At 66.0% G+C, this 25,576-nt stretch carries 20 protein-coding genes and 3 pseudogenes; 16 read left to right on the top strand and 7 right to left on the bottom strand.

Annotation, left to right across the window (positions count from 1 at the left end; all coding sequences use genetic code 11):
• Window positions 1–650: 650 nt before the first annotated feature.
• A complete protein-coding gene (locus tag ACFXI3_RS15920; RefSeq protein ID WP_378400101.1) occupies window positions 651–1,253 on the bottom strand; it encodes a hypothetical protein in 603 nt (200 codons plus the stop codon).
• Window positions 1,254–1,635: 382 nt separating this feature from the next.
• On the opposite strand from ACFXI3_RS15920, the pseudogene ACFXI3_RS15915 reads away from it, so the two are divergent.
• The 9 genes and pseudogenes from ACFXI3_RS15915 (at window position 1,636) to ACFXI3_RS15875 (ending at window position 10,824) form a co-directional block, all read left to right on the top strand.
• A pseudogene (locus ACFXI3_RS15915) lies at window positions 1,636–3,065 on the top strand (hypothetical protein).
• Window positions 3,066–3,067: 2 nt separating this feature from the next.
• Entirely contained in the window at window positions 3,068–3,823 is a 756-nt protein-coding gene (locus ACFXI3_RS15910; protein WP_378400100.1) for a recombinase zinc beta ribbon domain-containing protein, read from the top strand.
• Window positions 3,824–3,865: 42 nt separating this feature from the next.
• Window positions 3,866–4,405 carry a hypothetical protein gene (locus ACFXI3_RS15905; RefSeq protein WP_378400099.1) on the top strand — a complete coding sequence of 180 codons (540 nt, stop codon included), beginning with the start codon at window positions 3,866–3,868 and terminating at the stop codon, window positions 4,403–4,405.
• Between the two features lie 356 nt (window positions 4,406–4,761).
• Window positions 4,762–5,847: an isochorismate synthase MenF gene (locus ACFXI3_RS15900; protein WP_378400150.1), complete on the top strand. Its 1,086-nt coding sequence runs from the start codon at window positions 4,762–4,764 to the stop codon at window positions 5,845–5,847.
• 56 nt (window positions 5,848–5,903) lie between these two features.
• Window positions 5,904–6,530: pseudogene (locus tag ACFXI3_RS15895) on the top strand (isochorismatase family protein).
• The gene (locus ACFXI3_RS15890) at window positions 6,527–8,029 is read left to right on the top strand and encodes a class I adenylate-forming enzyme family protein (protein ID WP_378400098.1); all 1,503 of its coding nucleotides are present in this window, start codon (window positions 6,527–6,529) and stop codon (window positions 8,027–8,029) included. The pseudogene ACFXI3_RS15895 and the gene ACFXI3_RS15890 overlap by 4 nt, the downstream one beginning before the upstream one ends.
• The gene (locus ACFXI3_RS15885; protein ID WP_378400097.1) at window positions 8,026–8,949 is read left to right on the top strand and encodes a DMT family transporter; all 924 of its coding nucleotides are present in this window, start codon (window positions 8,026–8,028) and stop codon (window positions 8,947–8,949) included. The genes ACFXI3_RS15890 and ACFXI3_RS15885 overlap by 4 nt, the downstream gene beginning before the upstream one ends.
• A gap of 629 nt (window positions 8,950–9,578) precedes the next feature.
• Window positions 9,579–9,767 (top strand): annotated as a pseudogene (locus ACFXI3_RS15880) (transposase family protein); the annotation flags it as partial.
• A 190-nt stretch (window positions 9,768–9,957) separates the two neighbouring features.
• Window positions 9,958–10,824, top strand: coding sequence for a transposase (locus tag ACFXI3_RS15875; protein WP_378400096.1), 867 nt, complete (start codon window positions 9,958–9,960; stop codon window positions 10,822–10,824).
• 76 nt (window positions 10,825–10,900) lie between these two features.
• Here ACFXI3_RS15875 and ACFXI3_RS15870 read toward each other — a convergent pair whose 3' ends face one another.
• Window positions 10,901–11,290 carry an SSI family serine proteinase inhibitor gene (locus tag ACFXI3_RS15870; RefSeq protein WP_378400095.1) on the bottom strand — a complete coding sequence of 130 codons (390 nt, stop codon included), beginning with the start codon at window positions 11,288–11,290 and terminating at the stop codon, window positions 10,901–10,903.
• A 317-nt stretch (window positions 11,291–11,607) separates the two neighbouring features.
• On the opposite strand from ACFXI3_RS15870, the gene ACFXI3_RS15865 reads away from it, so the two are divergent.
• The 7 genes from ACFXI3_RS15865 (at window position 11,608) to ACFXI3_RS15835 (ending at window position 16,339) form a co-directional block, all read left to right on the top strand.
• On the top strand, window positions 11,608–12,216 hold the full coding sequence (locus ACFXI3_RS15865) for a response regulator transcription factor (RefSeq protein WP_378400149.1): 609 nt from the start codon (window positions 11,608–11,610) through the stop codon (window positions 12,214–12,216).
• 91 nt (window positions 12,217–12,307) lie between these two features.
• Entirely contained in the window at window positions 12,308–12,946 is a 639-nt protein-coding gene (locus ACFXI3_RS15860) for a GDSL-type esterase/lipase family protein (RefSeq protein WP_378400148.1), read from the top strand.
• 28 nt (window positions 12,947–12,974) lie between these two features.
• Entirely contained in the window at window positions 12,975–13,634 is a 660-nt protein-coding gene (locus ACFXI3_RS15855; protein ID WP_378400094.1) for a transposase, read from the top strand.
• Window positions 13,631–13,987 (top strand): transposase, encoded by a 357-nt coding sequence (locus tag ACFXI3_RS15850; RefSeq protein WP_378400093.1) that lies wholly within the window; start codon window positions 13,631–13,633, stop codon window positions 13,985–13,987. The genes ACFXI3_RS15855 and ACFXI3_RS15850 overlap by 4 nt, the downstream gene beginning before the upstream one ends.
• 168 nt (window positions 13,988–14,155) lie before the next feature.
• On the top strand, window positions 14,156–15,214 hold the full coding sequence (locus ACFXI3_RS15845; RefSeq protein ID WP_378400092.1) for an ISL3 family transposase: 1,059 nt from the start codon (window positions 14,156–14,158) through the stop codon (window positions 15,212–15,214).
• On the top strand, window positions 15,151–15,804 hold the full coding sequence (locus tag ACFXI3_RS15840; protein ID WP_378400091.1) for a transposase: 654 nt from the start codon (window positions 15,151–15,153) through the stop codon (window positions 15,802–15,804). The genes ACFXI3_RS15845 and ACFXI3_RS15840 overlap by 64 nt, the downstream gene beginning before the upstream one ends.
• Window positions 15,805–15,964: 160 nt before the next feature.
• On the top strand, window positions 15,965–16,339 hold the full coding sequence (locus ACFXI3_RS15835) for a hypothetical protein (protein WP_378400090.1): 375 nt from the start codon (window positions 15,965–15,967) through the stop codon (window positions 16,337–16,339).
• A gap of 31 nt (window positions 16,340–16,370) precedes the next feature.
• On the opposite strand, the gene ACFXI3_RS15830 is transcribed toward ACFXI3_RS15835, so the two are convergent.
• From ACFXI3_RS15830 to ACFXI3_RS15810, 5 genes are all read right to left on the bottom strand, one after another.
• A complete protein-coding gene (locus tag ACFXI3_RS15830) occupies window positions 16,371–17,498 on the bottom strand; it encodes a Wadjet anti-phage system protein JetD domain-containing protein (RefSeq protein WP_378400089.1) in 1,128 nt (375 codons plus the stop codon).
• A complete protein-coding gene (locus ACFXI3_RS15825) occupies window positions 17,485–21,774 on the bottom strand; it encodes a hypothetical protein (RefSeq protein WP_378400088.1) in 4,290 nt (1,429 codons plus the stop codon). Before ACFXI3_RS15825 ends, ACFXI3_RS15830 begins: the two co-directional genes overlap by 14 nt.
• Before the next feature lie 166 nt (window positions 21,775–21,940).
• Window positions 21,941–22,717, bottom strand: coding sequence for a hypothetical protein (locus ACFXI3_RS15820; protein ID WP_378400087.1), 777 nt, complete (start codon window positions 22,715–22,717; stop codon window positions 21,941–21,943).
• Window positions 22,714–24,702: a hypothetical protein gene (locus tag ACFXI3_RS15815; RefSeq protein WP_378400086.1), complete on the bottom strand. Its 1,989-nt coding sequence runs from the start codon at window positions 24,700–24,702 to the stop codon at window positions 22,714–22,716. The genes ACFXI3_RS15820 and ACFXI3_RS15815 overlap by 4 nt, the downstream gene beginning before the upstream one ends.
• Window positions 24,699–25,226, bottom strand: coding sequence for an RNA polymerase sigma factor (locus ACFXI3_RS15810; RefSeq protein ID WP_378400085.1), 528 nt, complete (start codon window positions 25,224–25,226; stop codon window positions 24,699–24,701). The genes ACFXI3_RS15815 and ACFXI3_RS15810 overlap by 4 nt, the downstream gene beginning before the upstream one ends.
• Window positions 25,227–25,576 lie beyond the last annotated feature (350 nt).

Here is a 25,576-nt window from a genome sequence, read left to right as displayed (position 1 = left end):
ACGGCTCATCTTCGTCCTCGCGTCGGTGAATCTGCTGCCTCGACACGATTCGATCCTCCACTGCCGAGTGCGCCGAGGCCGACCGCGGGGATGGCCGATCCCGACAGGACGCTCACTTATGCTGACCATTGTGTCGACCATCCGCCACAACCAAATCATCAATTTGCCTGATGTATTCGAATAAACCTTCTCGCCGAGTCGAATCATTAAAGCAATGCGCGACTTGCGGGGAGCCCAAAGCCAACGCCATCGGGTCTTGTCATCCTCCAATTCGATCACGCCGCCACGGCCGGGCAACAATTCAAGCGATGCCGTGACGGCCACATGCGCATCAGCTAGACAGAAACGAGCGTCACGCCGATTTTCCGACTTGCCGGACCGTGAGGGCGGCAGAGACAACAGGGTCGTCAACGCCATCGTCGAGCGCACGCGCAACCCCGACAATGATAGTCGTTCAGATGTTTTCTTAGCCACCGGATTTGCCGCGGAGTAAGAACTTCGACAATGACGTCGCCGCACCGATCCCAGCAAACCACGTGACCATCCTCGCCGACTCTCCGACCCCGAAGACCCTGGCATTAACCGCGACTCGCCCGACTGAACGCGGTTTTAAACGCGAGGATCGAAACGTCAACTGCAGCCAAGGATTGTTAGACGCAGGCGAAACTATCGACGCATGCGGCAACCTTGCCAGTTGCCGCTGTCGCATATCGCTCAAATGGCGGACCAGGTGTGCCCGTAAGGGAAAACTGCCTAGCCGGAAGGCTGCAGTTTTGGACCCCCCCCCGTTCCATCAGTCCGCGGACCAGGTCGGAGCGGCGGACGGCGACGGCGCGGGCGAACTGTCCGCCGCGGCTGTGGGCGACCAGCGCGGCCGTGTCGCCGACGGTTGCGGCGAACTCGGCGAGGGCGTGCTCGACGGCGCGGGCGGTGGCCTCGCCGCAGCCGATGCCGAGGCGGACCGGCGCGACCGGCACCCGGCAGCCCAGCCGGGTCAGCAGCGCCCGCAGCGGGGCCAGCAGCACGGGGGTGCTGCCCATCCCGCCGACCAGCAGCACCGGCAGCCCGGCCCGGCTGACGAGCGGGCCCTGCCACCGCGGGCCGGCCTCGATTGCCCGACACGCCTGTCCGGCCTGCGCCTCGTGCCGCACCGGCAGCCGCGCTGCCGCGGCCAGCCGCGGCAGCGACCCCAGCCTGGCCAGGTCCTGCGGCAGCCAGACCGCCATGTCGCGCGGCAGCGGCGCGGGTTCCATGCCCTCGCCGCCGGGTGAGACGTCCGCTGCAGCCGGGCCGGGCCGACTCGTCCGGTCCCAGGAGGCCGAGTTCGGCCCCGGTCCGGGCCGGTCTCGGCGGTCGTCGGGCGGGTCGGCGCCGTCGCCCGACCGGGGGAAAACGGTAACGGGGGGCGGGGGCGTGCGGGACTGCCGGGCTGGGCTCGCCTCGCCGGGAACGGGCACTGCTGGCCTCCGCGGACACGGTGCGCCGGGCGGCGGGGTGAAAGCCGCAAGCGCGGCATGACCGTCGCGGGCGCGTGACGTCTGGGGTGTTCGCAGCAAGGGTGCCCGACGATCCAACAGCAGGAAACGGCGAAGAAACGAAGGCCAGCGTAGTGCCGCGGTCTTGGCACAGTACTCGGTGGACAGCGAGCGGGGTTTCCTCCCGAAGGCGGATCCCGCCACAAGGTTGCCGGAGAGCCACTCTTGCTGGGAGGATGTCTGCGCGGAATTGCCGAAACTGCTCTGCGCGGACAGGCTGCGGGACGAGGTCCTGCGCATGCCGGCGCTCAACACGACCGGCTTGCACTCCGAGGCGCACCGCAACCGGGCGATGCTCGTGCTGTCCTATCTGGCGCACGGGTACATCTTTGGTTCCGACGAGACGGTCGACGTCCTTCCCGCAGTGCTCGCCAAGCCGTGGTACAAGGTCGCCTCGCTGCTGGGTCGGCCGCCAGTGTTGTCCTATGCGTCGCACGCGCTGCAGAACTGGCGGCGGTTCGACCGCACCCGCGGCATCGAACTGGGCAATATCGCACGCTTGGAGAACTTCCTCGGCGGGATCGACGAAGACTGGTTCGTTCTGGTCCACGTGGCGATCGAGGCCAGCGCGGGGCCCGGCCTGCTGGCGGCGGTCGATGCCCAGGACGCGGTTGCGGACGAGGACGTGGACGGGTGTCTCACGCGCTCGGCATCGTGGCGTCGACAATGGAGGAGATGCTGGCTATTCTGCGTCGGATGCCGGAGCGGTGTGATCCCTTCATATACTTCACCAGGGTGAGGCCGTTCATCTTCGGCTGGCATGACAACCCCGCCTTTCCTCGCGGCATCCACTACGACGGGGTGGCCGAGTACGGTGCCAGGCCGCAGCGATTCCGCGGCGAGACCGGGGCTCAAAGCTCGATAGTGCCTGCCTTCGACGCCGTCCTGGGCATCGACCACCACAACGCGCCGCTTGGCGCACATGTGTTCCAGCTGCGGGATTACATGCCGCCCCCGCACCGCAAGTTCCTCGACGTGCTGGCGAAACGTCCTTCCGTGCGCAACTTCGTCCTTTGCCGCACCGGCGAACGGTCCCTGGTGGACGAATATGACCGGTGCATCACCCTCTCCGCAGAGTTCCGCAAGCAGCATCTGGAGTACGCTGGCGCTTACATCGACGCCCATCGATCACATTCCTCCGCGAACCCGGTTGATGTGGGTACCGGCGGTACCCCGTTCATGAAGTACCTGGCGCCTCATGTGAAGGATCTGCAGCGATACTTGATCGGAAATGCGTTGCGAGGATCCCTGGTGATACGTGCCGATCGGGGATCTCTGTCCATTTCCTGCTATTCTCCCATCGGGGCTGAACACATGGTTTTGTCGTCCAACGTGGCACAAGGTTATATGGTCACGCTGATTTCTTGGTGTGCCGTCAAATTCGATTGGCAGTCGACGCTGTGCGCATTCTGGTCGTCGAGGACGAGGCGGCGCTCGCCTCGGTCGTGGTGCGGGGATTGTGCGAACAGGGGCACGCCGGCTGCCTCGCCGACGCGGACGAGCTGTGTTCCTGCACCGACTACGCGCTAGTTGTGCTCGACCTCGGCCTGCCGGACGGGAACGGCCTGAGCCTGTGCCGGCGGCTGGCCGCCGCGGGGCGCGCCCTGCAAGGGGGACAAAGTCATGCCGAACCCGGCGACCACGGTCCCCGCCTCGGGGACCACGAAGACGGTAACGGGGGGCAAGGGGGGCGGCTATCGCACGATCATCTGCTGTCGCCGTTCGTGCAGTGCGGGAAGTGCAACGCGCGCATGGTCGGTTCGTGGCGGCGCGACCAGCGCACCAAACAGCGGGTCGAAATCTACCGCTGCCCGTCGAAGGGCCAGGGCGGGTGCGCGGGCATCGCCCGCGGCGCCGAACCGGTAGATGTCTATGTGACCGCGCTGGTGCTGGCCGAACACGAGAAGATCCAGTCCCAGAATTTCGAGGACCTGCCGCCATGGCCGAAGCAGAAGGAACTGGACGACGCGGATAAGCGGATTCAGGAGTCCACGCGCGAGTACGAGGCCGGCCGGCATTCGGCAGAGCGGTACTTCCCGAGCCTGGCGCGGATGGAGGCGCAGGTCGCGGAGCTTCGACGTGAGGCGCGCCGGTACGAGCGGCGGCGCGACTCGCGCCGTGCCGTGGTCGCGAACCTGCGGGAAGAGTGGGAGAAGCCGGACTTCACGATCGAGCAGAAACAAGCCGCGATCGCCAAGAGCCTGGTCGCCGTGGTCATCGGACCAGCGAACAAAGGCCGCCAGTTCCATCCCGACCAACTCACACCGGTCTTCCGCGACGACACGTGACGTGCAGGCAAGGCACCGGGAACCGTCACGCTATTTGCTTGGGTGCGTCGTGGAGCCCGGATCTACGCCTATTCCTTTGCCTGCGCCAACATTGACATCTCCACGTCGGCCAAGGCGGTCGCAGTCGAGCGCTGGTACCGGCAGCGCGCCACAATCGAGAACATCTTCCGCGACAGCAAACACGACGCCGCTCTGAGTCATCCGCCCAGCGGCTACGCCGAAGTCAAACCTGTCTGGATGCACGGCGCGCTGCTGGCCGCGAACCTCGCAGCAGGACTGCACGAGCTCGCCGCCACCCAGTGTGACGACGGCGACGGCAACGAGAAAGCCACGGCAGGACAAGGGATTCGCGGCGGCAAAGCCATGACTGCCGCCCTGCCCCACCTGTTGATCCGCATCCCTTGCCCGCCTGGTCAACCACGCAGGCCAACTCTCCCGCATGCTTCCACCCGGTCGCGACCTGATCTCCGGGATCCTTGCCAGTCTACGAAACTTCCCCGCATTGCGCCCTGGCCACCCGGCCTGCACGGCCTCGACCAAGAGGCCTCGGATACCGCAAACCCGGGGCGACCACCGGGATAACGTCATGCCCGCCACCTGGAAATATCCATTCCGCGATCAACGCCAGGCCCGCGAAGATCAACACAAACGCACTACCCGCAGATTCGGGTCAGCCGCACGATTTGGCGACTGAGCGGCGCGGGATGAGCGTCTCGGTTCACGGCAACACTCACCCTGTCAAGCGCGTGGGCCTTACGTTCCCGCATTCTTCCCTTTTGAGCCCAAGGCTCGTCTTATCGGGTTGCCCCGATTGACTGAGGAATGTCCGAGGTTATAGATTGCCGCAGGGGCGGAGGGTGCCACTATCAACCTTTTGATCCGCAGGGAGGGGACGATTGTTCACCGGGGGTAGCGCCGGGCAATCTTCCAGCGAATTTGTGCAGGATTTGGCTGCGAGTTCATTTTTGCTGTCGTCGACGAGCGGCATTGTGCGGCTAAGGGAACCGGTGTGCGACCTGACATCGGCGAGTCAGGCGCTGAACAGGCTTTCCTCTGCTCCTGCCAACGCGGTACTAGCGGGAGCGTTTCCCTTCGACCTGGACGCGGAGGCTCGACTCGCGGTCACTGCAGATGTCCAGTGGAGTTCCAGATGGCAGCGACGGAAGGCTCCCGCATGGATCACGCGGAGTTGGTCGTGGGGCGACACGGGAGCTGAGGCGTATCTGGCTCGGGTACGCTGCGCATTGGAGCGTATCGGCGGCGACCTGGACAAGGTGGTACTCGCCCGCTCGGCGGAGTTGTTCGCGGACGGAATTATCGATCCCGCCGCTCTATTTGCAGCGCTGGCAGATGCTGATCCAGATGGCTACGTATTTTCGGTCGACATGGGCGGCAAGACGTTGGTGGGTGCGAGCCCGGAATTGCTGGTGTCCGTGCGTGATGGCCTGGCGCGGGCGAATCCGCTCGCTGGTTCGGCCCGACGTGTTGTCGATCCGGTGCGGGACGCGCAGATCGCGACCGCGTTGTTGGCGTCTCCCAAGGACAAACATGAGCATGAGATCGTCGTCGCTGCTGTTGCCGACGGTCTCGCTCCGCTCTGTCGCGATCTGAGGATCCCGGATACGCCCGAGTTGTTGTCCACCGTGACCATGTGGCATCTGTCGACACCGATCACCGCGCGGCCGCGAGCGGGTGTGTCCGCGCTGGAGTTGGCGTTGGCACTGCACCCGACGCCTGCCGTGTGCGGCTCGCCAAGGGGGGTCGCGCGGCAAGTGATCGCCGAGACGGAGCCGTTCGACCGCGGGTTCTACACCGGCATGGTGGGCTGGACCGACGCACGAGGTGACGGCGAGTGGGTGGTGACTATCCGCTGTGGTGAAGTCGAGGACGATCGTCTCCGGCTGTTCGCCGGGGCGGGGATCGTCGCTGGTTCCACCCCTGAGGCAGAGCTCGCCGAAACCGACGCGAAGTTCCGCACCCTGCTGGCCGTCCTCGGCATCCCGGAGGAACCTGATGGCCGTTGATTCCCACGCGATGACGGCGACGCCGTCCGGTATTTCCATCGATCGCGCCATACCGTATGCCTGTCGCGGACGAACTGCCAGCCAATCGGGTTGGCTGGCAGTGCCACCCGGACCGGGCGGTGTTGCTCGTGCACGATATGCAGAACTACTTCCTGCGGGCGTTCGCCGCCGTCGGCGACCCTATGGACACATTAACCAGCCACATTGGCGCGCTGCTCAGCGGCTGTCGCGCACTCGGCGTTCCGGTCGTGTTCTCGGCTCAACCCGGAGGACAGATCAGTGCGCGACGCGGACTGCAACTGGACATGTGAGGTGCGGGCATCGGCTCGGACCCACACGAGGCAGCGATTCTGGCAGCCCTCGCTCCCGCCGCCGACGACGTCGTGATGACCAAGTGGCGTTACAGCGCCTTCCAACGCACCGAACTCGCCGGTCTGCTGCACAGGTACGGACGGGACCAGTTGGTGATCAGCGGCGTGTACGCGCACATCGGCTGCCTGCTGACCGCAGCGGACGCGTTCATGCACGATATCCAGCCGTTCTTCGTCGCCGATGCGGTCGCGGACTTCTCCAGGGCCGACCACGACATGGCCATTAGATACGCCGCAGCCCGCTGTGCGTCAGTCACCACGACTGAGGCGCTTCTGGACGCACTGCGATACCCGAAAGCGAGCAATGCATGAGCACGACACCAGGCAGCCGCGCCGCGCCTCACAATCTTTCGGAGCGGTTGGCGTCGGCTGCACTGAAGAATCGCTGGCTGGCTCGCCCCGCTTATCACTGTGGCGGTGAGACCTACCGGTTTGCCGACGTATACGCGGGCGCGGCCAGGGCAGCGGCGGCGTTCGTCGCACACGGCGTGGGCGCGGGTGACAGGATTCTGCTGGCCGTACCGGACTCCATAGAATTTGTCTGGGCATTCCTGGGCGCCTTGCGTATCGGGGCGATAGCAGTGCCGGTCAACACCGATCTGCACCCCGACGAGCTGAGGCGTGCCGGAGAGATCGCCGAGCCGGCTATCGTCGCACATGCGCCGGGACTGGCAACGTCCCTCCCGTACTACGCCCTCACCACCGAGGATCTCCAGCTCGGCACCGCGTCCCCGCCTCCCTACGCCGAGGTCGGGCCGGAAACGCCGGCATTCGCGTTGTTCACGTCAGGAACGACCGGCAACCCGCGATTGTGCGTTCATACGCACGGTGATCCGGCGGTCTTCGAACAAGCCATCGCGTCCGTGATCGGGATGACACCCGACGACATTTGCTACTCGATGTCGCGGCTCTATTTCGGGTACGGCCTCGGCGTCTCCCTCTTCTTCCCGTTGCACCGCGGCGCGAGCACCGTACTCACTCCCGAGCGTGCCACCGCGCAGGACGCGATCCCCGTGCTACGGGAACACAACGTCACCGTTTTCGCCGCGCAACCCAGTGTCTACGCCCAGCTGGTCACCCACCCCGACACCGCCCCGCTGGGCAGGGTCAGGCTGGCGCTGTGCGCGGGCGAAGTGCTTCCCCCGACACTGGAAACACGGCTGCGCCGAATACTCGGCGAACGGCTGCTCAACATCTTCGGAACAACCGAGACAGGACACGCATGCGTGGCGAACACCACGACCGCGCACCGTAAATCCACCGTCGGGCGAGTGCTGGCCCCATACCGGCTCCGCATCACCGACGCCAGTGGAACGCCTGTCCCGCACGGTGTCGCTGGCCGACTCGAACTCGCCGGTCCGACAATCAGCCTCGGCGTCCCGAGCGGCAACGACTTACCCCGGCGGACCGGCGAATCCTGGTATGTCACCGGAGACGCTGCCAGCCGCGACGAGGACGGCTTCGTCCATATCCTCGGCAGGCTGGACGACATCGAGATCGTCGGCGGAGCCAACGTCCACCCCGGAGAAGTCGAAGACCTGCTGCTAAGGCATCCCGCCGTCCATGACGCTGCGGTCTGCTCCGTCCGGCGGCGATCAGGGGAGTCCGGACTGCGTGCATACATCGTGCTGGCGACTGCCGCGGACCCCTCGTCGGTTCGTGCTGAACTGCTCAGCGCTGCCCGGGAAAAATTGACCTGGTACAAGGTCCCCGAGGACGTCGTCTTCCTCGCCGAGCTACCGCGAAACTCCTTTGGCAAACTCATGCGTCGCGAGGTACGCATGCTGGCAGCGGAGTCTCCGACACCATGAACCAGACACCCACGCACCCCAAGAAGCCCGATCGCAAATCGGCCTGTGCGATGGCGATCACGCTGACGCTGTGGGCGTCGGCGTTTGTTGGAATTCGGTACGCTGGTGCCGATTTCACGCCCGGGGCACTGGCGTTAGGTCGCTTGCTGGCCGGCGCGGCCGGGCTCGGCGCGATCATGGTGCTGCGCCGGGAAGGGCTGCCGCCGCGCACCGCCTGGCCCGGAATCCTCGGCGTCGGCTTCTTCTGGTTCGGCCTGTACACCGTGGCACTGAACTGGGGCGAACAGCACGCCGATGCTGGCACTGCCGCCTTGATCGTCTGCATCGGTCCGATCTTTTTGGCATTGCTGAGCGGTTGGCTGCTGCACGAGGGCTTCCCACCGCAGCTGTTCATCGGCCTCGCCATCGCGTTCGCTGGAACAGCAATAGTCGGATGGTCCAGCGGCCACGGGACCAACACAGTTTTCGGCATCCTGCTTTGCCTGGTCGCCGCCGCGGGATACGCAATTGGGGTCACGGCGCAGAAGACAGCACTCAAGGACGCTTCCGCGCTGCAGGTCACGACCTTTGGCTGTGCTGTCGGTGCCGTAGCGTGTCTGCCGTTCGCAGGCCAGCTCATCACCGACCTGGCTACCGCTCCGACAGGCTCCACGCTTGTAATGCTCTACCTCGGCCTCTTCCCAAGTGCCCTCGCGTTCTACACCTGGGCTTTCGCGCTGTCGCGAACCACGGCGGGCCGCCTCGGTACCACCACATACGTGGTTCCCCTCCTGGTCGTGCTGCTGTCGTGGCTCCTGCTTAGCGAAGCGCCAACACTGCTCGCGCTGGCCGGCGGTGCCCTCTCACTGGCCGGCGTCGCGATATCCCGCACGAAATGGAAACGTCAAGCGCATACCGGCATCCCAGAAGCAATCGACTGACGCGAAATAGAACGAAACCGCCGTAGCAGAAGCGGCGGCATGCGTGACTGGCGGCTGTTGCCCACGCCCGTCACGGGCGTGGGCAACAGCCGCTTGTTGTTGTAGTTCCCGTTGCCAGTCAGCGATGTCGAGTCCGTAGATTCCGGCTACTTCCTTGGCCCACTGGCTTGATCGTTCGGGGGCGTTGAGCAGCTGTTGCCGTGCCCACTGTTCGGGAGCAGGTAGTGCAGTCGCCGCGTTGCGCGCACCTCGCGCGGGGGCGGTCTGCAGGTTTCGGTGCCGCGCAGTCGGAGGGCTCCGGCGCTGTGCGCGGCGCAAGTCGCCGTCGGCGGCGTCGCTGGCCGGTTGAATGTCGGATGTGTGGTCATCGTCGCTGCCTTTCCGCTCGTTCGGGATGGTCGTTCGGCGGATGGTCCCGGTGTCGGGCGGTTCAGCCTCCATCGGCACCGCCGGGGAGGGAGTCCGGTCCGGGGGCTCCCTGATCCTGTTTCCGGGGGTTTCTGGGTCCTGTCGCTGATTGCGTGATCAACATCGTGGAGCCCGCCGAAGGGCGTGGTCACACAAGTCTGTGATCATGATCCGGGTGTGATCATGATCAAGTGGCTGGCTTGCTGCCGCACCTTGCCGATATGGCGGTCGAGAAGATCGAACGATGTCAGTCGGGTGTGCGCATCTGGGCACGTGCCAAGTCGAACGTCGGTGTATGCCAGTCGTGCGGAGTCGGGTCGGGCCGAGTTCATAGCCGCTATCACCGTCGGGTTGCTGACGTGCCCATTGCGGGGATGCCGGTGGTCCTGTGTTTGCGCATGCGCCGGTTCTTCTGCAGCAACACGAGGTGCACGGCCAGGACGTTCGCCGAGCAGGTCGGGGGCTTGACCAGCGCGCACGCCCGCCGCAGCCAACCACTGCGGCGGGCTGGAATCGATCGGCCTGGCGGTCGCTGCCCGCGCAGGAGCGCGGCTGGCCGATCGCCTCGGGCTGGTCACCGGCAGGGATACGTTGCTGCGCTTGGTTCGCGCCGTGCCCGACCCTGCCATCGGGTCGATTGCAGTGCTGGGCGTCGACGACTTCGCGTTCAAACGCCGCGCCGCCTACGGGACCATCCTGCTGGACCTGGCCACTCACCGCCCGACCGACCTGCTCGCCGATCGCACTGCGGAGAGCTTCTCCGGGTGGCTCCGCAAGCACCGCGGCGTTTCCATCGTCTGTCGTGATCGTGCCAGCGCGTACGCCGAAGGCGCGCGCGTGGGCGCACCCGAAGCTCAGCAGATGGCCGATCGCTGGCACCTCTGGCACGGACTCGCGAGCTACGTCGAGAAAACGATCAGGCATCACCGCCACGACCTACGGGACCCTGATCATGATCTCGACGAACCTGGTCGGAATGCGGACGCCGAAGCGGACGTCGAACAGATCGCGATCGCCGCGGACGTCGATCGCGTCGAAGCCCAAGCGATTGTCGCCCGGATCCGGGAGCATCATGAAGCGGTGCAACGGCTTCTGGCCGATGGCGAGACGATCAGCGGGATCTCGCGATCGCTGCGGCTGGACCGCAAAACCGTGCGGCGCTTCGCTCGCGCCCCGAGCGCGGAGGAGCTGCTGATCAAGCAACGGGACGGGCGGCCGGGGCAGCTGGAGCGGTTCAAGCCGTACCTGCGTGAGCGATGGAACCAGGGCTGCACGACGGCGACCGTCCTGTTGGCCGAGATTCGCGAGTTGGGGTACTGCGGCAGCTACCCGGCTTTGACCCGCTATCTGCGCCTGTTCCGGACCGTCCGCTCCGCACCGCCGTCCACGCTGATCATCCCCGCTGATCATCCGGACCACATCAGACCCGTTGACTGGAAAGCGTTACGTGCACGACACAGGACCTGACCGTTTCGGATCGGGCCAGATCGTCCCGCTCATTGGCACTTGGACGGGTCCATCGTCGCCGCTGCAGTAGCGGAAATCAGAAGTTGAACAGACTTCCGGTTTTGTTGTCGCGGACGCAGGCGTTGGCGTAAGTGTCCTTGAACTGTACCGGCCGCCTGCGCCAAGCACCGCGCGCGGTGACCTTGATCGGCAGAAAGATCATCGGACAGAACCGATGTTCCTCGGCGGGCGGCAGCTTGGCCGGGTCGCCGTCGACCTGACCAAGCCGTGCGCACACGGTCCCGGCATCAGGATGCGTACCACCAGCCGGATCGCAGGTCAGGAGCACGACGTGATCAGGCTCGTTCGACACCTGGGCAGTCAGGACGAGGGCGGATGGGATCGCGGCCGCGGCGGGAACGGCGGTCAAGGGGATCGCAGCGGAGCACAGGACCAGCGCACCGGCGACAATACGGTTCAGAGTCATGCCAGCACCTTGACCGATCGGCGGGCGGTCACCCCGGGGATTCGGATGATCTTGTTTGATCTGGAGGGAAACCACCCGCGGGGATGACAAGGTTCGTGATCTTCGGGTGAGCGCCGTCGGTCGATAGTGTGCCCGCACTCATGCGATACGTCAGCGGAGCACGGGCTTGGTGCGCGAGGACTGCACGAAAGTCCCTGCATACCTGACCGAAGTCAACCGATCGGACTAACGACCTGGATGCGCGTACTCCACTGCAGCACACTGCCAGCCATGACAAGATCCTTTTGGCTGGCAAAGTGGACTCACGCCGCTTGGCCGTGGCGCAGGGCTTTGACGGCTCTCGATACCGCGTCCGCACCGTGGGCACCGCCACCGAGACCGTACGTCAGGGCGCGGCTGGCTGGGACGTGATCGTCATGGACCCCGACCTGCCCGACGCGGACGGCCTGTTCACTCTCCAGGTCATCAGCGCGCTCAGCTCGGTACCGATCATCGTCACGACTTCCGGCAAGAGTGCGCATCTGCTGGGCGAAGGAGCGAACGACTGCCTGCCGAAACCCTGCTCGACCGCTGAGCTGGCAGCCCGAATCGAGGCGCTCCTCACCGATGTACGAGCAGATGCGGTGGTCAACGTCGGCGAACTCCGGGTCGAGCCGGCAACCCGCCAGGCCTTGCTCGGCAACCGCGAACTCGACCTGACGAGGCGAGAGTTCGAGCTTCTTGCCTGCCTGGCGAGCAGTGCGAGCACAGTGGTGACGCGCAGGACCCTCTTGTCAACTGTCTGGTCGGATTCACAGCTCCGCCACGAGAAGGCCATCGACAAGTGCCTGTCGTCTCTTCGGCGAAAGCTCGGCGAGACGCCTTCCGGCCCTCAGTACCTGCGAACCTGCCGCGGGATCGGGCTGAAGCTCGCGATCCCGGCGTGATCACAGTGTCTGCACCGGACGGTCGATTCTGGCGAACAAGGTTGCGGGTACGCGTGATGATCGGAGCCGGCGCGCTGTGGACCGCCGGCTCATGCTCGGCTCCCCAGGTCGACCCGCCATGTGCGGAAACCGTTTCGCCAGGTGCCGTCTACGTGGCGTTAGGCAGCTCATTCTCGGCAGGGCCGGGTATCTCGCCCACAAGCCGGGCACCGCACCGGCTTGTGGGCGATCGGCCGAGAACTACGCGAGCCAGGTCGCCGCCCGAATGCGGCTCGCGCTGACCGACGTCACCTGCGCTAATGCCACCACGGCGAACATTCTGACGTCACCGCAGGCGAGGCAGCGGCCACAGCTTTCCGCGGTCACGGCCGATGCGTCCTTGGTCACCATTACCGTTGGCGGGAATGATGTCGACTACCTCGGCAGCCTGTTCGCCTATTCGTGGCAGAACAGCGGCAGCGAGAAGCCGTGCTCCAAGCTTGACCAAGGCGCGATGAGGAGACAGCTCCAGAAGGTCGGCACCAAGATCCGTGACGTCATCTCGGCGGTCCATTCGCGCGCGCCGAAGGCCGAGGCGCTGATGGTCGACTATTTGACCGTGCTGCCGGAGACGGTGCCGGTCTGCGCCGGAGTGCCATTGACCCCGAGGAAGCCGCCTTCGAGCGCGACGTGGCCAATCGGCTCAAAGAAGCAACCCGAAAGGCCGCGGAGGCAGAGCACGCGCTGCTGACTGGCTCTCCCGGCATCCCGGGGTCCAGGTGATCACGCGTGACAGGTCCTCGGCCTATGCTGAGGCCGCGTCACGGGGCGCTCCGCAGGCGGTGCAATGCGCAGATCGCTGGCACTTGTTGAAGAAGCTGGGCGAGGCGGTGGAGAAGACCGTCAACGCACACCGGGCCTGCCTGCCCGAGTCGGCCAGCCCCGAGAGCGCGGCACCGGACGGCGACATCAACAGCGGTGTGGCCGAGGCAAAGCCGGTGCCAACAGGCGACTCGGAACCGGGTGCGGTCGGCGGGGAGCCGGAGTCCGGTTGGGAGGCACGAATTCGGGAGCGGTTCACCGAGGTCCAGAAGCTGCGCACCCAGGGGCAGGGGATCCGCGCGATCGCCCGGGAACTGGGGCTGGACCGGAAACCCGTCAGGCGCCATACCCGGGCCGGCAGCGCCGAGGAGCTGGTCGCCAAGACCACTTCCAGGTCTTCGCTGCTGGACGGCTTCAAACCCTACCTGCGCCAGCGGTGGAACACCGGCCACACGAACATCTCCCAGCTGGTCACCGAAATCCGAGACCGCGGTTACCGGGGCAGCGCCCAGACCGTCTACCGCTACCGGCGACCCTTCCGCGTCGCCGGAGCCAAGGCCCCCCCGTTCCGAAGCCCGCGGCGCCGAAGATCAGGGAAGTCACCCGCTGGATCATGAGCAATCCGGACAATCTCACTGACGACCGTGCGCAGCGACTCGCAGCGATCCTGGCCCGCTGCCCGGCACTGGCGGCGGCACGCCGCCAGTTCGGAGCCTTCGCGTGCATGATCCGAGACCTGCGTGGAGACCTGCTGCCCGCCTGGATGGACACCGTTCTCGCCGAGGACCTGCTGCCGCCCCTGCGCGCGTTCGTGAACTGCCTGCGCCAAGACGTCACCGCCGGACTCACCCTGCCCTACAGCAACGGCCCGACCGAAGGTGCCGTGAACAAAATCAAGGCAATCAAGAGGATGTCATACGGACGATCCGGATTCCCCTTGCTACGAAAGAAGATTCTACACGCCCTATAGGCCGCAGGCCGCCGGGTCGAACCTACTTGATCACGCAAAGAGCACCAGATCTGCATGAAGGGACCATCGGTTTGCCATGAGCATGGGTTCTGGCGCACTTTGCGTGATCCATGGTCGGCGTGTCGTCCATAGTGGACAGATGAGTTGCTGGGATCCTTATATGTGACAATGAATCGTGATGTCATTGCGGTCTTGATGCCGCATCTGACCGGGGTGATTGTTGAGAAGATGGAGCGTGAGGCAGACCAGGTCTGCATCCGGGCCTGCTCGGCGACGCGAAGTGCGCAGTGCCCTCGCTGCGACGGCGCCTCAGCTCGGGTGCATAGCCGTTATGAGCGAGTACTGGCCGATCCCGCCATCGCCGGGCAGCGTGTCGTGGTCCGTTTGCAGGTTCGACGCTTCAACTGCGGCAACGCCGGTTGCCAGGCCAAGACGTTCGTCGAGCAGGTGCCCGGGCTGACCGAGCCCCGCGCGCGCCGTACCCCGTTGCTGCGCCGGATGCTGGAAGATATCGGGCTGGCGCTGGCCGGGCGCGCAGGAGCACGGTTGGCGAGCCGACTCGGCGTCACAGTCAGCCGAGACGGCCTGCTGCGGCTGGTACGTGCGCTGCCCGATCCGACGGTGGGCGAGGTGATCGTACTCGGCGTCGACGACTTCGCGATCAGGAGAGGACAGGTGTACGCAACAATCCTGCTGGATCAGGACACCCACCGGCCGGTCGACGTCCTGCCCGGCCGGGAAGCCGATACCCTGGCTGGGTGGCTGCAGACACACCCTGAAGTTCGGATCATCACTCGCGATCGTGCCAGTTCGTATGCCGAGGGCGCCACCCGCGGTTCGCCACAGGCCACGCAGTGTGCTGATCGTTGGCACCTCTGGAAAAACCTGGGCGAGGCCGTGGAGAAGACCGTGATCGCGCACCGCGGGTGCCTGCGTGATCCTGAAGCCACCGCCGAGGCCCCGCAGGACGCCGCACCCGGAGCCCGCGACGCGGACGAACAAGCCGCAACCGCGGGTATTCGGCAGGCCCGGGCAGGTGACGTCGAGCCCGTGACGGCAGCCGAGGCCAAGCCTGTGGCGGCTCAGTTCCGGGAACGGTACGCCGCGGTCCAGACACTCCGGGCCGACGGCAGGGAATCCGAGCCATCGCCCGAGAACTCCGCTTGGACCGCAAGACCGCGCGCCGGTTCTTCTATGCCACCGGTGTCGAAGAACTGCTGGCCGTGACGCTCTCTCGCGCCAGCATGCTGGACAAGCACAAGCCGTATCTGAACCAGCGGTTCAACGCCGGCTGCACCGACGCCGCGACCCTGGCCACGGAAATCCGGGAGCAGGGCTACCGCGGCAGCCAACGCACCGTCTACCGCTACATCCAGCCCTTCCGCACCAGCCGGAAAGTCCCCGACCCAGCACCGGTCCCACCGAAGACCAAGCACGTCAGCAGTTGGATCATGCGAAACCCGGAGAACCTCAAGGACGAGGACGAACAACGGCTGGACGCCATCCTGGCGCGCTGCCCGGAACTCGCGGCCACCCGCTGCCACGTCAGAGGGTTCGCCACCATGATCCGTGACCTGCGAGGAGACCGCCTGCTCGAGTGGATCGACCACGTCCGGGCAGACGACCTGCCCGCGCTGCGGTCCTTCACCACCGGCCTCAGACAGGATCTCGCCGCGGTCATCGCCGGACTCACCCTGCCCTGGAACAACGGCCCCACCGAAGGCACCGTGAACAAGATTAAAATGCTCAAGCGGACCATGTTCGGCCGCGCCAAACTCGACCTGCTCCGCAAGCGAATCCTGCTTCTCACAACATGATCGCCCCGGAACTTTCACGCAAAGTGCGCCAGAACCCGTTTCGCAGAGCGCCATCACCCTCGCCTTCTTCTTCGGCGGCGGGCTCTCGAAACAGCCGGAGCCGACCTCGGAGGCCACGCCGCCGGCCTCCTGGAAAACCGCAGGGCTGGAGTTCACGACGATGAACTTCGACGCCTCTGCCACATGCGAGGCCTATGGCGCGGTGAAGAAATACCTGGCCGCGCATCCGTGCTCAGACCTCCGGCGCGGCCTGTTCGAAGCCAGCGAATCCGGCAGCAAGATGGTCGTGGCCACGGCTACGGTCACGATGCCCACGACAGAGCAGGCCGAGGGGCTGCGCGCTCTCGCCGACCGGCCAGGAACCGGCAACATCACGGAGCTGAGCACGGGCTTCGACGGGCAACACTACACATCACGCGCCGCGGGCAACACCGTGACGATCACTCAGGCCAAAGCGCAGCTGCTCGCCCACCCGTCGTCCGCGGCGCTCGACCATGCGGCGTCGGCCCGGTTCCCAGAGTCGTCTGGTGACTGACGCCGGGTGTGTCCCACGGTGGGCATCCGCTTCAGCGCAGGTCGGCTTGCCAGTCTGTCGTCGTCGACAGGTGCCGGAGGCCGACCCATTCCTGCGCCAGCCGGGAGCCTGTCGAAAGCAAATCTTCAACTGCCCGCCGGTGTTTCCCGGCCAGCCAGCTCAAGTGGGGCTGGACCCGTTCGGCAGCCGACGCCTCGCGGGAGGGCGCGGGAAGTCCCAGCCGCAGCAACGAATCGTAGAGGTGAACGGCGGGCACGACCGGCGGCAGGCCGGCCTCCCGGGCGACCGCCGCAGCTTGCGCCGGAATTCGGATGCCGCTGAGATCGAGGTCGCCGAAGTACCGTACTTCAGCGACGTGGTGCCGTTCGGCTATCGATCGGACCGACCGCACAAAACTCGTGCCCAGCCCCCAGGCCACGTGACCGACGCGATGGGCAGAGATCCCGCCCAGCACCTCGACCACGGACCACCAGGTGGTGCTGTTCTCGAGGACCAGCAGCACGTCTCCCGCCCCTACCCTGCGGTAGCCACCGCCAGTTTCCTCCAACACGGTTTCGCTGAGCAATGGCGGTGGCACGCGGAAAGTCGAGAGCAGCTTCATCAGCCGGTCCTCCTCGCCGAACAACGCGGCTGTCGTCTTGCCGTCGAGCGTCTTTTCGGCGTCCTGGTGGCACTCCGCGGAGCCGAAAGACGCGAAGACGTCGAGGCACCGCTCACGGACCGGCACGGGAGTCCGGTCGGCATTGCTCTTGAGCCACTTGTTGACTGCGGCATACCTGGCGCGGCGAAGTGGATTGGCGTCCTGCCAATGCTTGTCGAGGTCGTAGAGCGCACGGTGCCAAATAGGCGCGGGCGGGACCTCGGGGCGGAGTACCCGCACTATCGGCTCCAGGTGAAAACCACGGGCGAGCGGCACCCGTTCCCGGTTGGTCGCCGCCATCGGCCGAAGCACGCCCCGCCCGCATAGCAAGTCGACGCACTCCGACAGCATTTCCTCCGGCTGGTCGTCGCCGAATTGGCCGTTGACCGCTTCGTGGAAGGCGAGCCGCACCTCGTCGGCTCTCACCTTGGTGGCAGTTGTGCCCCGCCAGCCCCGCTCACGGGCGAGCCGGACAAGGAGGTCGTACGTGGCCGTGGCGATCCGATCAGTCCTCGTCACGACGACGCTCCTTCAGCAGAAGCCGCCCTGCGCTCAGTCGAGATTTGCCATCGGGCTCTGCCAACGAGCCGAGGGCGGCTTGCAGTTGTCGGTCGACCGAGAGGTACTTGCGGCCGGCGCGGATGTCTGCGTCGTTGCGCAATCGCACGATCAGCGGAAACGCGCCGAGTGCTTCAGCGTCGAACAATCCCGTCGTATAGATCAGCTGGACGCCCAGTGCAGCGGCGACGGCGCGTTGGAGGTCGAGGAGGTAGCCGGCTGAAGCTCGGCCGATCGGGTTGTCCAGAAAGAGCACCCCGGAGTGGCGGCGTCCGGTCCGCCCCTGGCTGTTCGCCCGAAGCGCGGCGAGCGTGCAGTACAGCATGATCGCGGCGGTGAGGTGCTGCCCGCCGGAGAAGACGTCGCGGACCTCAGACACCCGGACGCGCTCGGTCCGCAGGACGGCATCGGGCTTGAGCATCGTAACCTTGAACCCTCGCGGGACCGCGGCCCGGACACCTCGAAGCAAGACGGTCATGCCGTCGCGTTTCGTGCCTTCCCCGGCAGCGGAGTCGATCACCTCGGACAGCTGCTGCGTCAGGACATCCGCTTCGAGCGGCTTGAAGGTGAACCGCAGGAACTCCTCGCCCGACCAGTCGCCGAGCCCGGCAGGGAGTCTCGACAGCCGTTGGGCATGCCGGAGCGTGCTCAGCGCGTGCTCGACCATCCCTTGCAGCCGGGCGACGATCATTGTCCGGTGACGTTCGCTCTGCGCGAGATCGTCGGCGAGAGAACGCAACCTGGGCTGCAGCGCAGTGGCCCATTCTTGAGCGTGCGCTGACAGTTCCCCGAGCGCCACGGTGGTGATCTGAGTCCGGAGGTGCGAGGTCAAACTGAGGTACCGGACGTCGGAGACGGCTGTACGGAGCGCTTCTGCTTTGTGCTGCAGGTCTTTCTGCGCATCACGGAGCGCGTTGCGACCGTCTTTGACGGCTCTCCTGAGCCTTCCGTGCTCTTCCCGCGCGACCTCCGGCGAACCTGAGTAGGACTCCACCACCTCGTCGACTGCGGGCTCGAATTCCTCGGACATCGACAAAGCTTCCGTCACGACGGTGAGCCCGTTGATAGTCTCTTCGACCTGCTTGACTGTCTGCGCAATGACGGCTTTCGCTTTTGCCCGGGCGCTGACGCGTTCTCGGGCCTCGCGGAGGGAAGTCCGCGCGGCGGCCAGCAGCCGTAGCGCGTGGGTCGCATCAGCCGGTTCTTCCGGCAACACAGCAGGAGAATCCGGCAGCGGGAGTCCTGCCAACTTCGCCTTCTGTTCGCTCAAGTTGCTCAGGGCGGTGTCCCGGAACTCGGCGGCTTCGCCATGCTCGCGTTCAGCTGCGGCCACGGCTGCGGCCCGGCTTGCCGCGTCGGCACCGTCAGGACCTTCGAGTAGCTTCTTCGCCCGTTCGCGAGCGGCCGGTGGGTACCTCTTCAAGGCCTCGTTAGCGGCGGCCGCGGCCTTGTCCGCGGCCGCCGCTTCCGCCAGCAGTTCGGAACCGACCTGGACCTGCAGGCAACTTGCTTCGGCTTCGCGTAACAACGTCCGCAGCACCGTCACCGGATACCCGGGCGCCTCGGCATCCGGATCGGTCTTCGTCTCCCCTCCTGCCTCGATGATCTCTTCGCGCACCCGCTCGACGGTCGCCCGGTGCCGGTCCGCTTGCCGACGCTGTTCGGCTTCCTTCGCCCGCAGCTCGTCCCGCAGGTTCCGCTGCTCTTCCGCCAGGGCGTTCGCGGCCTCCTCGACAGCGCGAAGCTGTTCGGCAGACCTCTGCCATTCCGCTGCTTGAACGATACGCTTCCGCAGCCGGCTCACTCGATCGGCGCGGTCCGAAGCCGTTTTGGCGGCAGAGGTCAGGCCAGCCAGCCGAATCCGGGCTTCTTCGCGACACTGCTTGGCATCTGCAACCGCCGTTTCGCTTGCCTGGACCATTCTCTTGTTCTCCGACACGGTCTGCGCCGCCGAGGTGGTCCAACCCGACAGTTCGGCCAGCCGCCCCGGCGGGTAGTCGAGACGCCACCGCCGCAGCCGCGCGCGCAGTGCCAGGTCCGTGCTGTGGCGGGCATTCAGGTCGCTGATCCGCTGCTCGCGTTCGATGTGCCGCCGGTTGATCCGAGCGCTCTCGTCCCGCGCCGCCTGGTGGTCGTAGTAAGCCTTCTTCGGGAGAACGAGGAACCCGACATCGCCCTGAGGCGTCAGGTCGAAGACCTCATCGGGGTCGAGATCGAAAGTTTGGGTGCTGGCGATGGCGATCACACAGGCTGGCTCGAAGCCGTGCGCGGCAACCAATCGGCGGGCACGGTCGAGATCGTCCGGATCGTTGAGCAGCACTCCGGCCGCCAGGTGCGGGAGCTTGGCCACCAGCTCCCGGCGCTCGGCCTCGTCCGGCAGATCGGCAAGGACGTCCCACCCGCTGTAGCACTGTACTCGCTCCTGCTTCAGCAGTTCGACGAGCTGTTCGGTCTCCGGAGGCGGCGGGTAGAGCGCGTCGTCGCCGCTGTCGAGCGCCAGCCGAGCCCGTTCGTCGGCAGCGCCCTCGACCCGCAGCCCGGTGCGTTCCCGGTCGACGGTCGCGAGAGCCTCGGTCAGGCGGTCGGCGAGCACCTCTGCGTCGGTTTCGAGCACAACCCCGACGCCCTCGGTCAGCTCGGCCAGCCGCGGCTCGTCGGCCAGCTCAGCTGTCGCACGAGCCGCTTTGTCCTCCTCTGCAACGGCTTTCTCGTGCTCGGCTTGCGCCAAGCTCTCCTTGCGACGGGCTTCGACCAGTGCGGTTTGCGCGCTGTCAACGGCGGTGTCCAGCGCGGGCAATTGCTCTTGCTGTGCGGTGACCTCGGCATCGGCGGCTCGCGCTGCGTCGGCGAGTGTGTCAGCCGTGAGGCCCACTGAGGCGGCGTCTGCCACCAGCTCATCGCGTACGGCTTGGTCGACCTCGCCTTTCACCTCACCGATCGAGGTTTCCAGGCTTTCGGCCTTGGCGGCGGCCTTGGCGCTTTCCTTGAGCGCTTCGTCATGGGCTTCCTGCCCCTTTTTCGCTGCTTTTGCCAGTTCGGCAGCTTCGCCGTCCTTGGCAGCAGCGGCCTTCTCGTTGCTCACGACTGTGCTTAAAAGCGCGCTGACCAAGGCCCCGGCACGTTCGTCGCGCACCCGCATCGCAGCGGCTTCGATGCCTTGACGGTCCCGGAGCACTTTGCGCAACTGGGTGGCAGTGGCGTCCTTCTCCGTCCAGTCCTGCAACACCCGCGTGGCCGCCCAGGCTTGGACGATCGCGACAGCTCCGTCACGTCGGCGGTCGGCGGCGTCCAAGTTCGCCTGCGCATCCTGCACGCGAAAGCCCGCCACGCGACGGTCGAGCGCGGCCACACTGCCAGCGCCGGCCGTCGCGTCCCGTTCCGCCGCCAGCATCTCGGATTCGGCCGTTTCCAGTTCTTTCGCGCGCTCGGCTCGTCGAGCCTGCTCCTGCGCGATCCGGCGCGCCACCGACGCGGCGAAGCGGTTTCGCCTCGCTTCGTGGGTCGAGAGAAGTCCCTGCGCAGCCTCGGTCATCGCATGCTGCCGAGCCAGCGGCTCCAGCCGCCCCAGGGTGGCGGCGACGAAGTCGTGCTCCAATTCGAGCGCTTCCCGAGCGGCCAGCGTCTTCGCATACTCCCCCAGCGAAACGCCGAGGCTGTCCGTGTCCGCCTCCTTCACCACTGCTCGCAAGAGGAAGTCGACGAGCGCCTCGTCCGTGTTGAAGGTGAACGCGTCAGCGGCTTCGCCCTCGCCGGCGTTCATCCGCCGTTGGAATTCGAACAGTTCGGGATCGATGCCGAGGAAGATGAGGCGCTCCTCCCACTTGGCATGCCGATCGGCCCAGAACAGCTCGAGGGAGGGATCTTCATGGGCTGCTTCGGTCAACCGCTCGCGGAAGACTCGCGACACCAGCTTTGCCCCGGACTCGGCAAAAGGAAGCGATGCGATCCCCATCGACGGCCCGGGCCGCAATGAGTACCAGGTCTCGGACAGATTGCCGTCCGCGCTCGCGCTGTTCTTTTGGCGGCGCCATTCCGAGACCTTCCCGGTCACCAGCAGTCGGCCGGTTTCGGAGTGCATCCACTCGAGCACGACGTGTGCGACATCGCCGCGTTCGACGAACTTCTCCAGCACCCGAGTGTTCGACGTCCCGACGATCTGGCGCTTGCCGGGCAGCATGACAGAGAAGATCAGTTTGATGAGCACCGACTTGCCGCCGCCGTTCTCCAGGAACAGCACAGTCGCGGGCGACGGCCGCAGAACCGCCGAACCCTCCAGCAGATCGAGCTGAGCGCGCTGAACCGGATTCCCGGCCTTGGACAGGTCGATGGTGACGTCCTCGTACCGGGCACCGGCCGGGCCGACGGAGTAGAGCCGGGCCCTGGACAACTCGTACATGTCGTGTTCAGCCTTCGGTGGATGCCAGTGTTGTGCCGGAGAGGGAGGGGATAGCGCCCAGCTCGAGCAACTCGCGGAACGCGGCGTGGGAAGCAGTCTCGCGGACTTGAACCTGGTACCGATGCGTCGCTCGATACACCTCGTCGGCGTCCTCTCCGACCTGGTGGACCAGCCCGCGCTCCGCCAGGTACTTCAGCGCCCGGCGGACGATCTGGCGAGTCGCGGTCGCGTTGGCCCGGCTGTCCTTGGTGGAACCCACTTCGGGTCGACGCTGATAAGCACGCCATGCCCGCTCCAGCTCGCTGTCTTCGGCCAAGGGAGTGTCGTCCTGCTCTGCCCGCGCAGCTCGTTCGTCGAGCAGCCGGCACGTCTCCCGCACCACTAGATCGACCTGCTCCACCGACACGCGACCTCTGTGCGTGTCGTCCGCGAGGTCTTCGGCTCGAGGGAAGGCGAGGGCAGCGATGGCGAGATGAGCGACACCGTGCAACATCCTCTGCGTCTCGCGTCGCTCTTTCGTCGAAATGTATTTCGCGTAGTCGTCCATCTTGGTCTCGAACACCGACTCGGCCTCGGTGACCAGGACGATTCCGCTGGGCATGCCCACAGCCAGCACCGAAAGGCCCATCCCCGCCGCGAAAGCGCGGACCAGGCCCGCGAAAACGTCGTCCTGGTCGAACCGGCGGACAAGGTCCCGGTATGTGCTGTCCCGTTCTGCGATCAGCCGCGGGCGAAGCCCGAAGGCAATCAACCTGCCGACCTGCTCGGCGTCCTCGGCGATCATGCGCTCTCCCCGATCGGAGGTGCGTCCGCCTCCGGTCCGGCGGCCGGGCCGACCAGTTCCGCGCTGGTCAGCAGAAGGTCGTCCCCGCCCGCAGTGGCTCGTGGCCCCAGGAACGTCGTGCCACTGGCCACGGCGACCAAGATCCGCCGCGCCCGCTTCGCACGCGCGGATTCGATCCCCGGTGCCAAGGCGTGCCCGGCTCGTAGCGCGATCAGTGCAGGCAACTCGTCGTCGTGAGCGGCGGCGTCGGTCACCAACTCGCTCAGGGACCGGACCTGTCCGGGCAGGTTCAGCAGTTCGTCGGCGAGCAGCCAGTGTTCGTCGGTGAACCGGGAATTGTCAGGAAGCTCGTCCAGCACCGGGCACACGACGGGGCCCGCCGTGCTCTCCGGTTCGGCTGAAGGCCTCAACAGCGTCGAGATGAGCGAGTGCAGAGTGACCACCTCCGGGACGGTGGGCCCGGCGACGCCCTGGAAGAAAGTGCTCAACGGGCGAACGGCCGCCTTGACCGTCTGTTTCAGAACGGGCTCGAGCAATTGCCCGTGCAGGTTAATCGCCGAACGGCGGGGCGGGCCGGAGAACTGCTGCCGGTCCTGCTCCTCGCGGAAGACCGAACGAGCCCCGAGAAGCCGGGCCTGCAGCTGAACGTGCCGACGCAAGCAATCTTCGACTACATCGACCAGTTCGGCCGCGTGCCGCTTGCGAACCGGCTCATCAGTCGTGTCACGAGCCTTGGTGATGCTCGCGTGGATGATCTGCTCGCCCCGGATACGGTCCTCGATGTGGCCGAGCGCGTCGTCGAGCATGGTGGGCAATTCGACGTTCCAGTCGACCAGTCGCAGATCGCGCCTCGTCGCTTCGAGCCTCCGCCGGAGCAGCTCGCCGTACTGGACTGTGCGGTACCGCGCCTGCTCGGCTGCCGACCGGGCGTCGGCCAGCTTGCCGCGATCGATCAGGTTCTGCAGCTTCACTTCGGCGGCGATCTGAGCCGATTCGACATCGGTGTCGAGCGCCCCGATCAGCACGGTGATCGCCTCGTCGCTCGCTCGCAGGGAAACCGAGCCCCGCGGCCCCGGCACTTCACGGACGATTTTGAAGTAGAACGGCTGGCGGTGGTACCGGCCGTCGACGTCGATCTCTCCGTAGACCTGGTAGAAGGTGCGATCCACGGTGCCGACGTTGATGAGCCGTTCGAGGACCCAGCGTGCCACCCGGTCATGTTCCGGTCCTGGCCGCTGCGGGGCCTGGTTGGCAACGAACGGGACCACCCGGCCGATGATGTCGTCGTGAACGGCGCCCTTGTCGAAGTCCATCGCGATGGTCACGAGGTCAATGACGCGCAGGGCGATCTCAGCCATCTGATACGCGGCCGGGTCCAGCCAGTCGAGCATCGACTTGCGGCTGTCCAGATCGTGCAGCGGCGCGGTGCACGCGAGCGCCTTCAGCCGACGGGTCAGCCCCGGGTCGGCGCTGTCGCCCGGGGTCCGGGGCGGGCCGCTGGCACGTTCTCGCTCCGGCTCGGCCACCGGGTCGGGGAGAACGGTGCCTCGGTCCGGCCGGGCGCGAGGCGGTGGTTCCTGCGCGAGGGCCGCATGACACCGGACAGCCAGGTCGGCCGCCTCGTCGAAACCCGAACCCTCTGCCTTCGAACACCACGCGAGCGCGTCGGCATGACGGCCAAGCTCGACCAGGCAGCGAGCCAGCCGCAACGATGCGTCTCCAAGGCCGGCTTCCGCTGCGGTCCGGTATCTCTCTACGGATACGGAGTACTCCCGCCGCTGTTCGGCCTCCCTGCCTTCGCGAAACGCTTCCGATGCCTCCCTGAACGCGGCGAGTTCGCCGTCGACCTCGGCGAGCTGTTCGGCATCGGCCAGCAACCTGTCGTAGGCGGCCAGAGTCTCGCCGACTTTCCGCCGTACGGTCATCTCGTCGGCCTCTGCTGCGATCACGGCCAGCTCGACCGGAAAAACATCGTCGAGATTCATCCGTCTCCCTCGTCCGGGCCGCCGCCCTCGTATTCCGTCAACGCCAGGCGTAAGGCAGCGATCGCTTTCGCCGTCTTGTCCCGGACCGTCCCCGGCGGAAGCTCCAGCATCTCCCCTGCCTCCCGAGACGAGTACTTCGCCAGCTTGCAGAGCAGGAACGCCTGGGCGTTGAGGAGCGGCATCGCATCCAATGTCTCGGCAGCGACGTGGGACACGGCGAGGTCTGCCGGGACGGCTGCGGGGTACTGCATTGCCAACTGATCGAACAATCGCTCGTCCCGGTTCGTCTTACGCCAACTGTCCTTGGCGGCGTTCATGCCGATGCGGAACACCAGCGCCTTGGTCGGCGCGGTATCCGGCTGCGAACGGCACAACCGGAGGACCTTGACCAAACTGTCCTGCATCACGTCCTCGGCGCCAATCCAGTCGCCCAGGTAGCGGGCAAAGCTGACGAGCAACCGCTTCTGGTCGTCGCGGACGAACTGGTCGAGCCAACGCAGGTGTTCGATACTCAGCCCAGCCATCCGTGCGTCCACGGCACGCCGTACGCCGCGTGGTTCTTCGGTCAACTCCGACTCTCCGAAATCCGTCCAAGCCGGGGACCTTTGCCGCCCGGTGGCCAGCGCGACGCTGCCGATGGTGCACCGACGTTCGCGTGTTCGCCTGTTAAGACGTCCAACGGAGGAGAATTGTTGGACCTTCTTCAAAAAATCATGCCGAAATGCCCCCATCGAGTGAAAAAGGGAATTTCATGTAACAACACTCTGATCCCCGGCCCGCGATCACCAGCCATACCACGAACAACGGCAGGAACGGCGGCAACAACGACATGACGGTGCCTACCAGACCTCCGGTGGTAGCGATCTTCATCGCC

It is taken from the genome of Amycolatopsis sp. NPDC059235 (genome assembly GCF_042754125.1).
Taxonomy (GTDB): domain Bacteria; phylum Actinomycetota; class Actinomycetes; order Mycobacteriales; family Pseudonocardiaceae; genus Amycolatopsis; species Amycolatopsis albidoflava.
Note: the sequence above shows the minus strand (reverse complement) of the source record. Positions and strands in the feature narration are given on the sequence as shown.

Excerpts from the sequence above, each read along its gene's own strand:
- ACFXI3_RS15920 (WP_378400101.1), bottom strand. The coding sequence starts at position 1,253 with ATGGAACCCGCGCCGCTGCCGCGCGACATGGCGGTCTGGCTGCCGCAG.
- ACFXI3_RS15890 (WP_378400098.1), top strand. The coding sequence starts at position 6,527 with ATGAGCACGACACCAGGCAGCCGCGCCGCGCCTCACAATCTTTCGGAG.
- ACFXI3_RS15885 (WP_378400097.1), top strand. The coding sequence starts at position 8,026 with ATGAACCAGACACCCACGCACCCCAAGAAGCCCGATCGCAAATCGGCC.
- ACFXI3_RS15870 (WP_378400095.1), bottom strand. The coding sequence starts at position 11,290 with ATGACTCTGAACCGTATTGTCGCCGGTGCGCTGGTCCTGTGCTCCGCT.
- ACFXI3_RS15860 (WP_378400148.1), top strand. The coding sequence starts at position 12,308 with ATGCTCGGCTCCCCAGGTCGACCCGCCATGTGCGGAAACCGTTTCGCC.
- ACFXI3_RS15850 (WP_378400093.1), top strand. The coding sequence starts at position 13,631 with ATGAGCAATCCGGACAATCTCACTGACGACCGTGCGCAGCGACTCGCA.
- ACFXI3_RS15845 (WP_378400092.1), top strand. The coding sequence starts at position 14,156 with ATGAATCGTGATGTCATTGCGGTCTTGATGCCGCATCTGACCGGGGTG.
- ACFXI3_RS15835 (WP_378400090.1), top strand. The coding sequence starts at position 15,965 with ATGAACTTCGACGCCTCTGCCACATGCGAGGCCTATGGCGCGGTGAAG.
- ACFXI3_RS15820 (WP_378400087.1), bottom strand. The coding sequence starts at position 22,717 with ATGATCGCCGAGGACGCCGAGCAGGTCGGCAGGTTGATTGCCTTCGGG.
- ACFXI3_RS15815 (WP_378400086.1), bottom strand. The coding sequence starts at position 24,702 with ATGAATCTCGACGATGTTTTTCCGGTCGAGCTGGCCGTGATCGCAGCA.
- ACFXI3_RS15810 (WP_378400085.1), bottom strand. The coding sequence starts at position 25,226 with ATGGCTGGGCTGAGTATCGAACACCTGCGTTGGCTCGACCAGTTCGTC.